Annotated in this window: 10 protein-coding genes and 1 pseudogene; all 11 read right to left on the reverse strand. The window is 66.4% G+C overall.

Annotated elements, in window-relative coordinates:
* Positions 1-9 precede the first annotated feature (9 nt).
* On the reverse strand, positions 10-714 hold the full coding sequence (gene rnc, locus AC1D12_RS15775) for a ribonuclease III (RefSeq protein ID WP_047499898.1): 705 nt from the start codon (positions 712-714) through the stop codon (positions 10-12).
* A gap of 50 nt (positions 715-764) precedes the next feature.
* The gene (locus AC1D12_RS15780; RefSeq protein WP_477827982.1) at positions 765-1,094 is read right to left on the reverse strand and encodes a DUF4845 domain-containing protein; all 330 of its coding nucleotides are present in this window, start codon (positions 1,092-1,094) and stop codon (positions 765-767) included.
* A 95-nt stretch (positions 1,095-1,189) separates the two neighbouring features.
* The gene (gene lepB / locus AC1D12_RS15785; protein ID WP_477827981.1) at positions 1,190-2,155 is read right to left on the reverse strand and encodes a signal peptidase I; all 966 of its coding nucleotides are present in this window, start codon (positions 2,153-2,155) and stop codon (positions 1,190-1,192) included.
* Between the two features lie 11 nt (positions 2,156-2,166).
* Complete coding sequence (gene lepA / locus AC1D12_RS15790; RefSeq protein WP_047499893.1) at positions 2,167-3,975, reverse strand: translation elongation factor 4; 1,809 nt, start codon at positions 3,973-3,975, stop codon at positions 2,167-2,169.
* Between the two features lie 60 nt (positions 3,976-4,035).
* The gene (locus AC1D12_RS15795; RefSeq protein ID WP_477829818.1) at positions 4,036-4,392 is read right to left on the reverse strand and encodes a hypothetical protein; all 357 of its coding nucleotides are present in this window, start codon (positions 4,390-4,392) and stop codon (positions 4,036-4,038) included.
* A 130-nt stretch (positions 4,393-4,522) separates the two neighbouring features.
* Positions 4,523-6,031 (reverse strand): Do family serine endopeptidase, encoded by a 1,509-nt coding sequence (locus AC1D12_RS15800; protein ID WP_477841420.1) that lies wholly within the window; start codon positions 6,029-6,031, stop codon positions 4,523-4,525.
* A 59-nt stretch (positions 6,032-6,090) separates the two neighbouring features.
* Entirely contained in the window at positions 6,091-7,110 is a 1,020-nt protein-coding gene (locus AC1D12_RS15805; protein WP_047499889.1) for a MucB/RseB C-terminal domain-containing protein, read from the reverse strand.
* Between the two features lie 16 nt (positions 7,111-7,126).
* Positions 7,127-7,789: a sigma-E factor negative regulatory protein gene (locus tag AC1D12_RS15810; RefSeq protein WP_477841422.1), complete on the reverse strand. Its 663-nt coding sequence runs from the start codon at positions 7,787-7,789 to the stop codon at positions 7,127-7,129.
* Positions 7,790-7,833: 44 nt separating this feature from the next.
* A complete protein-coding gene (gene rpoE, locus AC1D12_RS15815) occupies positions 7,834-8,442 on the reverse strand; it encodes an RNA polymerase sigma factor RpoE (RefSeq protein WP_477828559.1) in 609 nt (202 codons plus the stop codon).
* Between the two features lie 2 nt (positions 8,443-8,444).
* A complete protein-coding gene (locus AC1D12_RS15820) occupies positions 8,445-8,924 on the reverse strand; it encodes a hypothetical protein (protein WP_477828557.1) in 480 nt (159 codons plus the stop codon).
* Positions 8,925-8,945: 21 nt separating this feature from the next.
* Positions 8,946-9,250: pseudogene (locus AC1D12_RS15825) on the reverse strand (beta-ketoacyl-ACP synthase II); the annotation flags it as partial.

Genomic DNA, 9,250 nt, shown 5'->3' on the forward strand with positions numbered 1-9,250 from the left:
CGGGGAGCGTCARGAGCGCAGCGCGCTGCCGGGCTTGTCATTCGCCTTCAGCGCGACCAGCATGCCACGCGCGGCTTCCTGTTCGGCGGCGCGGCGCGAGCGGCCTTCGCCGGTTTCGGTGAGGCCGAGGGCCGGCACCGCACACTCGACCTCGAAGGTCTGCGCATGCGCCTGCCCGCGGGTGTTGACGATGCGGTACGCCGGCACCGGCAGGCGGCGCGCCTGCAGCCATTCCTGCAGCTCGGTCTTGGCATCCTTCGACCAGCTGTCGAGGTCGGTGGTCGCGATGACCTCGCCGAACAGCCGCTGGACCAGCGCCTGGGCGGCCTCGAAGCCGCCGTCGCGGTAGGTGGCACCGATCACGGCTTCAAGCGCATCGGCCAGGATGGACGGGCGCTGCGCACCGCCGCCGCGGGCTTCGCCTTCGCTCAGGCGCAGCACCTCGGGCAGGCCGATCAGCACGGCCACCTTGTGCAGCGTGTCTTCGCGCACCAGGTGCGCCCGCACGCGGGTCAGGTCGCCTTCGTCGGAGCCGGCGAAGCGCTCGAACAGCAGGTCGCTGATCGCCAGGCTCAGCACCACGTCGCCGAGGAATTCGAGCCGCTCGTTGTGATCGGCCCCGAAGCTGCGGTGCGTGACCGCGCGCGTCAGCAATTCCGGCTGGGTGAAGCGGTAGCCCAGGCGGTTCTGCAGGGCGGTCAGTCGGGCATCCACGCGCGGGGCTGGTTGGTGACGAGCGGGGCGGAAGTCTCGGGCCGCAGCCCTTACTTCGTGCGCCCTTCGTACTTGAGGAGCAGGAAGACCGGGGCCATCAGCTCGATCTCCTTGTTGTAGGCGAAGGCGATCACGACCTTGTCGTTGACCTTCGTGATCTCGAGGTCCTTGGCGGAGATCGACTGGATCGAGTACTCGATGTCCTTCTGTTTCTCGAAGGCCGTGCGGATCTCGGGGACGGTGGTGGCCCCGCTGGTCGCGATCTTCTCGATCGTGCGCTTGATCGTGAAGTACTCGTTCAGCGTCGGCAGCACCTTCAGGCTGAGCAGCGAGATGATGCCGATCAGGATGGCCCAGAACATCAGGCCGAACAGCGTCACACCGCGTTGCGTTCCACGACGGTGCGTGCGTTGCCGCAACTGACCCCGAAATTCCATCGACCGCTGATCCATCGTCATTTACCTGTTGCTCCCGCTCAATTGAACGAACCGACGCGCTTGGGATTGCCGAAATTCATCCAGACAAAGAAGGCCTTGCCCACGATGTTCTCGTCAGGCACGAAGCCCCAGAAACGCGAGTCCTGCGAGTTGTCGCGGTTGTCGCCCATCATGAAGTAGTGACCCGCCGGCACCTTGCAGCGCACGCCCTCCGCACTGTAGCGGCAGTTTTCCTTGAAGGGAAACGCGAACAGCGGTGCGGCCGCGCTCGGCAGCTTGGTCTCGACCAGGATCCGGTGCGCCACGTTGCCGAGCTTCTCGGTGTACTGCGGGGCGAAGCGCACGGCGTCTTCGTCGTAGAACGGCTCCAGCGGCTGCGTCTCGGCGAGCTTGCCGTTCACGTACAGGTGCTGGTTCAGGTAATCGATCTGGTCGCCCGGCACGCCGACGACACGCTTGATGTAGTCGATGCTCGGGTTGGCCGGATAGCGGAACACCATCACGTCGCCGCGCTGCGGATCGTTGATCTGGACGATCTTCTTGTTGATCACCGGCAGGCGGATGCCGTAGTGGTACTTGTTCACCAGGATCAGGTCGCCGATCAGCAGCGTCGGCACCATCGAGCCCGACGGGATCTTGAACGGCTCGAACAGGAACGAACGCAGCAGGAACACCACGAGGATCACCGGGAACAGGCCGGCGGTCCAGTCGAGCCACCACGGCTGCATCAGCAGGGTGTCGCGCGCCTGGGCGACGTTGTCGTCGACTTTCGCGATGCCCTGCGACGCCAGGCGCTCGCGACGCTCGGCATCCTGGCGGTCGAGCGTGGCGGCGGCCGCCGCGCGGCGCGGCGCGAAGTGGAAGCGTTCGGCCAGCCAGTAGGCCAGCGTCGCGACGGTGAGGATGAACAGCAGCAGCGAGAAGTTGCCCGTCCACTTGCCGAGGTACCAGCCGCCCAGATACACCACCAGGGCGCCATAGAGCACGCCGGTCAGAGAACCCATCAGTGAGCCCATCAATCGTCCACTTGGAGGATGGCGAGAAACGCTTCCTGGGGCACCTCGACGGAGCCGATCTGCTTCATGCGTTTCTTGCCGGCCTTTTGTTTTTCGAGAAGCTTGCGCTTGCGCGAGATGTCGCCGCCGTAACACTTGGCGAGCACGTTCTTCCGCAGCGCCTTGATTGTCTCACGCGCGATGATGTTGGCCCCGATGGCCGCCTGGATCGCCACGTCGTACATCTGGCGCGAGATCAGCTCGCGCATCTTGGCCACCACCGCGCGGCTGCGGTAGGCGCTCTGCGTGCGGTGCACGATGATGGACAGCGCGTCGACCTTGTCGCCGTTGAGCAGGATGTCGACCTTCACGACGTCGGCCGCGCGGTACTCCTTGAACTCGTAGTCCATCGACGCATAGCCGCGCGACACCGACTTCAGCTTGTCGAAGAAGTCCAGCACGATCTCGGCCAGCGGCATCTCGTAGGTCAGCATGACCTGGCGGCCGTGGTAGGCCATGTTGATCTGGTTGCCGCGCTTCAGGTTTGCCAGCGTCATCACCGGGCCGACGTAATCCTGCGGCATGTAGAGATGCACGGTCACGATCGGCTCGCGGATCTCGTTGATGCGGCCGAGATCGGGCATCTTCGACGGGTTCTCGACCTGGATCACGGTCTTGTCGCCCAGCTCCACCTGGTAGACCACGCTCGGCGCCGTGGTGATGAGGTCCTGGTCGAACTCGCGCTCCAGCCGCTCCTGGACGATCTCCATGTGCAGCAGGCCCAGGAAGCCACAGCGGAAGCCGAAGCCGAGCGCCTGGCTGACCTCGGGCTCGTAGCGCAACGACGAGTCGTTCAGCTTGAGCTTCTCGAGCGCATCGCGCAGCTGGTCGTATTCGCTGGCCTCGGTCGGGTACAGGCCGGCGAAGACCTGCGGCTGGATTTCCTTGAAGCCCGGCAGGGCCTGGCTGGCCGGACCGGCGTTGTTCGGCAGCTTCTTCTCGAGCGTGATCGTGTCGCCGACCTTGGCRGCCTGCAGTTCCTTGATGCCGGCGATCACGAAGCCCACTTCGCCGGCGCGCAGCGCATCGCGCGCCAACGACTTCGGCGTGAACACCCCGAGCTGCTCGGCGGCATAGGCGGCCTCGGTGGCCATCATCTTGAAGCGCTCGCCCTTCTTCAGTTCGCCGTCGACCACGCGCACCAGCATCACGACGCCGACGTAGTTGTCGAACCACGAATCGATGATCATCGCTCGCAGCGGCGCGTCGGGGTTGCCCTGGGGTGGCGGCATGCGGGTGATCACCGCCTCGAGGATGTCGTCGATGCCCTCGCCGGTCTTCGCGCTGCACGGAATCGCATCGGTCGCGTCGATGCCGATCACGTCCTCGATCTCGTCCTTCGCGCGCTGCGGATCGGCTTGCGGCAGGTCCATCTTGTTCAGCACCGGGATCACGTGCACGCCGAGTTCGATCGCGGTGTAGCAGTTGGCGACAGTCTGCGCCTCGACACCCTGGCTCGCGTCGACCACCAGCAATGCGCCCTCGCAGGCCGACAGCGAGCGGCTCACCTCATACGAGAAGTCGACATGCCCCGGCGTGTCGATCAGGTTCAGCTGGTAGGTCTTGCCGTTGCGCGCCTGGTAGGTGAGCGCGGCGGTCTGCGCCTTGATCGTGATGCCGCGCTCGCGCTCGATGTCCATCGAGTCGAGCACCTGCGCTTCCATCTCGCGATCGCTCAATCCACCGCAGCGCTGGATGAGCCGGTCGGCCAGCGTCGACTTGCCGTGGTCGATGTGGGCAATGATGGAAAAATTTCGGATGTGATCCATTGAGCGATTCCACTGCGTCGCGGTTCGACGCTGCAGCGGTTGCACCGCTGCGTTGATGGCTCATCTCGTGCGCGTTGTCGCGTGACCTGCGCGCTCGAGATGATGGGTCGAAGACCCGGGCCGTGAACAAAAAAAAGGCACGTCGAAGAACTGACGCGCCTTCCAACAAAACGTATGGCAACTGCTTGTTGGGCCTTCATTGTAGCCAAAAGCACCCCGCCGGAAACCGCGCCATTGCTTGATTTCTTGTCGTTGCGGGTCACCAACAGCAAAATCTTTCCACAACTTATCCACAAAGACTTGTGGGTAGCTTGGGGATAGTTTCAGACGCCTCAACTCGTTGCCCGGATTGGCAATAAAGCCGATCCACGACCCCTGAATTGTAGCCAAAAGCGCGCTGAATTCGAGGCGATCCATCGAATGATGTGTGCGCCAACTGACTTTTCATTGATAAGGCAAGTTCAGTCATCGCAAAAGTTCTGTTCACAGATCCCGCATTGCGAAAGCACCATGGCAATCCCCGTGCCGGCAGTCGGATATCCGGCCCTCACTTGAGCACAGGGATGCGCAGGAACTGCGCCCAGTCGCCACGCAGCACGGTGACCGGCAACGATTTCGTCTTGTCGAGCCTGGACACCACGGCCTCGAACTGCTTCACGTCGGTCACGTCGGCCGTGCCGACCGCGACGATCACATCACCCGCGCGCAGGCCCGCTGCTTCCGCGCCTCCGGTGACGGCACTCACGCGCACGCCGTTTGCACCCCGCAGCGCCTGCCGCTCGGCATCGGTGAGATTGGCAACGCTCAATCCCCAGACTTTGGCGGCGCCGGCCGTGCGCGGCTCGATCGGGGCCTCCGGTCGCTCTGCCGCTGCCGCCACTTGCGGATTCAGCTCGGCGAGGCTCGTCTTGAAATCGAGCAGCTTGCCGCGACGATTGCATTGCAGCGTGATCGCCGTGCCGGGTTTCAGCGCGCCCAGCGTGCGCCGCAGGTCGACTGCGCCATCGACCAGCTTGCCGTTGACGCTGATCACGACATCGCCCGGCTGGATGCCCGCCTTGTCGGCCGGCGTGCCGCTGACCACCTGGCGCACGAATGCGCCCTTCGCCTTGCCCTTCGCGAGCCCGTATTCCTCGGCCAGTTCGCGCGGCACGTCGATCGGCTGGATGCCGAGGTAGCCGCGCACGACGCGCCCCGTGGCCTTCAACTGGTCGGCGACGCGCATCGCCTCGTCGATCGGGATCGCGAACGAGATGCCGACGAAGCTGCCGACCGGGCTGAGGATCTGCGAGTTGATGCCCACCGCCTCGCCGCGGGTGTTCAGCAGCGGCCCGCCGGAGTTGCCGGGGTTCACCGCGACGTCGGTCTGGATGAACGGCACGTCGGAGCCGGTCTCCCGCTGCTTCGCGCTGACGATGCCGGCCGTCACCGTGCTCTCCAGCCCGAACGGCGAGCCGATCGCGAGCACCCATTCGCCGACACGCAAGCGCCCCGCATCGCCGATCTTCAGCGACGGCAGGCCGGTGGCATCGATCTTCACCAGCGCGACGTCAGTGCGCTCGTCGGCACCGATGATCTTCGCCTTGAACTCGCGCTTGTCGGTCAGCGTGACGTAGACCTCGGTGGCGCCCTCGACGACGTGTGCATTGGTCATCACGTAGCCGTCGGCACTGAGGATGAAGCCGGAGCCTTCACCGCGCGGCACCTCTTCGCCCGGCTGCTGCGGCACGGCCGGCGCGCGGCGGCGGAACGGCCCGCGCGGCGCGTCCGAGGTGCGCTCGGTGGTCCGGATGTTGACGACGGCCGGGCTGACGCGTTCGACCAGGTCGGCGAAGTCGGGCAGCACCTGGACCGGCGCCAGGGGCTGCGCCTGGCCTGGCGCAGGGCTCTGCGGCGGGTTCTGGGCCGGGTTGGGGGCCTGGATCTGCGCACCCGCGGCCTGCACCAGCAACAACACGGCGCCCGCGCCCAGCGCAGCGGCGCAAGAGCGCACCGTGCTGCGCCGGCGCAGCACGTTCACCGGCGCGAGCCGGCCCCGATCGATCACAGCTTGCATGCTGAGCACTCCCTCGACGACACCCACACGGGCCGCCGCGTGCAGCCGCACGCCGCCGGCTACTTCTTGCGTTCCAGCCCCGACGCGAACGCCCGCAGCGTCGCGGTGGGCACGTCACCCATCACGGTCACCCACCAGTCGCCGTAGCGGCGCATCATCGTCTGCGTCGCGCCGATCACGGTCGACATCGGACGCTGGTGACGCTCGGCATTGAAGGGCTCGATGAAGACCGACACGAAGGTCAGGCCGTCGGAATAGACCGCCTGCAGCACCGGCTCGGTGGCGCCGCGGATGCGCAGCGCACCGTCGAAGGGCCGCTTGACGCAGCTGACCTGGGTGAAGCCGGGAATGTCGTGCTTCAGCGTCCAGCCTTCGGACTCGAGACTGGCCGGCGTGACGGGCGGCCGCACGATGCGGTAGCCGTCGAGCTTGCGCAGCGGTTGCGTGATCAGATCCGCTTGCGGCTTGACGTTGATGCTGACATCGGAGAACGCCGACGACTCGAGCACCTCGGCATGCTCGCCCAGCACCTCGGTGCGCAGCAGCAGCCCAGTGTTCTTCTCGGCCCACAGCCGGTAGCCGAAGCGATGCGCGTCCTTGGCGCGCAACTGCAGCACGTTAGCCTCATGGCCGGCCACGCGCTCGACGCCCACCGGCTTGAGCTCGTAGAAGTCGGTCACATGCTGCGCACCCGCCTGCAGTAGCGCCGGGAACGAACTCATCGAATCGCGCTGCTCGACCATCGCGACGCGGCTTTGCGGCCACACGGTGTGGACGACGTCGTTCTGCCGCAGCACGTTGCGCATCTGCCCTTCCAGCGAGTCGATGCGCTCGTACTGGTTGCGGCCGTCGCAGAAGTGCGCGATGCGTGAACTCGCCACCGTGCCGCCGGCGCTGACGACGACCGTGCCCTGGAAGTTGCGCTTGTTCGCCGCCTCGGTGATGCGGGTGAGCCAGACCTGAGTCTCGCGCGCCTCGACCAGCGGGTCGCCGCTGACCAGCGCACTCTGCGCCCGGCTGGCGGGTGCAAAGGCGACGAATGCACAACTCACCATCAACGCGGAAAGGCGCAGCAGCATGGGTCGGTGGATCCGGTCAGCGGGCGGGGGCTTCGGCTGCGGCGTTGCGCAGGAAGCCCGATGGCACCCCGGGGGCGGAGCTGCCACCGAACTTCTTGTGCACCGACAGGTACTCGTCGAGGCGTGCATCGCGGATCAGCTGGCCGTTCAGCCGCACCGGCTCGGCCTCCTGCGTGACGCTGACGGCGCGCAGCGGCGACGGAACGACTGCCACTGCAGTGGCGCCGCCGGTCTGCGCGACGTTCGCCGGCGCGCCACCGAACGGCAGCGAGCCCGGCACCGAGGTGGCCACCAGCGCACCGGCCACGACCACGAAACCGGCAGCCACCGCCACCGGCGTGCGCCAGGCGCGGCGCCCGCCGCCCGCGGCCACGATGGCCGCCGGGGCCAGCGGCAGCTCGACCGGCGCAGGCAACTCGGCCGGTGCCAGCACCACCGGCTCGTCGGCCAGCCGCGCACGCAGCCGGGCGAGGAAGGCGCAGTCGCGGTCAGCCGTCGAGGCGAGGTCTTCGGAGCGCATCACGTCGCCGATCAACGCGTACGCGTGCCAGCTGGCGCGGGTCTGCGAATCCTCTCGCCACTGCGCGCAGGCGCGCGCACCCGCTTCGGATCCGAGTTCCCCATCGACCAGGGCCGACAGGTTCTCCATCGACGCACTGCCTTCAGACGACTGTGACATGTCCAGCTCCAGCATTCATGTTCAGCAAGTGGCTCCACCGCGCATCACCAGCGGTCGCCTTCCCGGGTGTCCAGCAAAGGACGCAGTTTCAGCGCGATCGCCTCGCGCGCACGGAAAATGCGCGACCTGACGGTCCCGATCGGGCAATTCATCACTTCGGCGATCTCTTCGTAGCTCAGGCCCTCGATTTCGCGCAGCGTGATCGCCTGGCGAAGATCTTCAGACAGCGCATCGATCGAAGCGTTCACTGTCGCCGCAATTTCTTTCGAGGCCAGCAATGCTTCGGGCGTTTCGCCGTCGCTTAGTTCATTTTCGACGCGGGAAGTTTCGTCGTCATCATCCCGCGAGGCCCGTGCGGATTCCGTCACGACCGGATCGCGCTTCATCTCGACCAGCGCCTTCTTGGCAGCATTGACCGCGATCCGGTACAGCCAGGTGTAGAACGCGCTTTCGCCGCGGAACTGCGGGATTGCCCGGTAGGCCCGGATGAAGGTTTCCTGCGCGATGTCCTGCACCAGGTCGGTGTCACGCACCATGCGGCCGATCAGGCGCTCGATGCGGCGCTGGTACTTGACGACCAGCATCTCGAACGCCTTCACGTCGCCACGCTTGACGCGCTCGACCAGCGGGGCGTCGGCATCCGGCGCGGTCATGCTCATGGGCGGCGGCCCTCGCCCAAGGCCTCAGGCACAGCCAGGGGGCGCGCGGTGAACAGCGTGCTGCGCAGCGGGTGCCAGTCGCGCTCGAGCCCCGAGCGCTGGACCGGCAGCCAGTGCGAGGCCGCCCGGCCGGTTGCAGTCCGATCCGGCACGAAATGCAGCAGCAGCCAGCGGCCGCCGTCGATCGCCACCTGCAGCGAGCCGGCCGAGGGTTCTCCGGCGGCCCGCGTCAGATGCCATTGAGCGCCATCCCAGCGCAGCAGGAAGGCCGGGATTCGAGCGAGGGAATGCAGCGATGCGGTGGCGGCTACGCAGGCCAGCAGCAGAAAGCCCGCTGCCGCCGACATCAACGGCCGCTCGCTGGCCGACCACCATGCGCACGCACTGCCCCAGACCACCACCCCCGACACGGCGAGGCCGCCGCGCCAGGCGCCGAAGCGGGAGACGGTGAGCTGGAACTCGGCTGGCGCATGCATGCCGGGCGCGGATCGTGCCGGTCAGACGCGCTTGAGAACCAAGGTGCCGTTCGTGCCGCCGAAGCCGAAGTTGTTCTTCACCGCGTACTCCATCTTCAGGTCGCGCGCCGTGTTGGCGCAGTAGTCCAGGTCGCACTCGGGATCCTGGTTGAAGATGTTGATCGTCGGCGGCACCACCTGGTGGTGCAGCGCCAGCGTCGTGAACACCGTCTCGATGCCGCCGGCGCCGCCCAGCAGGTGGCCGGTCATCGACTTGGTCGAGCTGACGACCATCTTCTTCGCATGGTCGCCGTACGCCAGCTTGATCGCATTGCTCTCGTTCACGT

It is taken from the genome of Rhizobacter sp. P1_G5 (assembly GCF_056405435.1).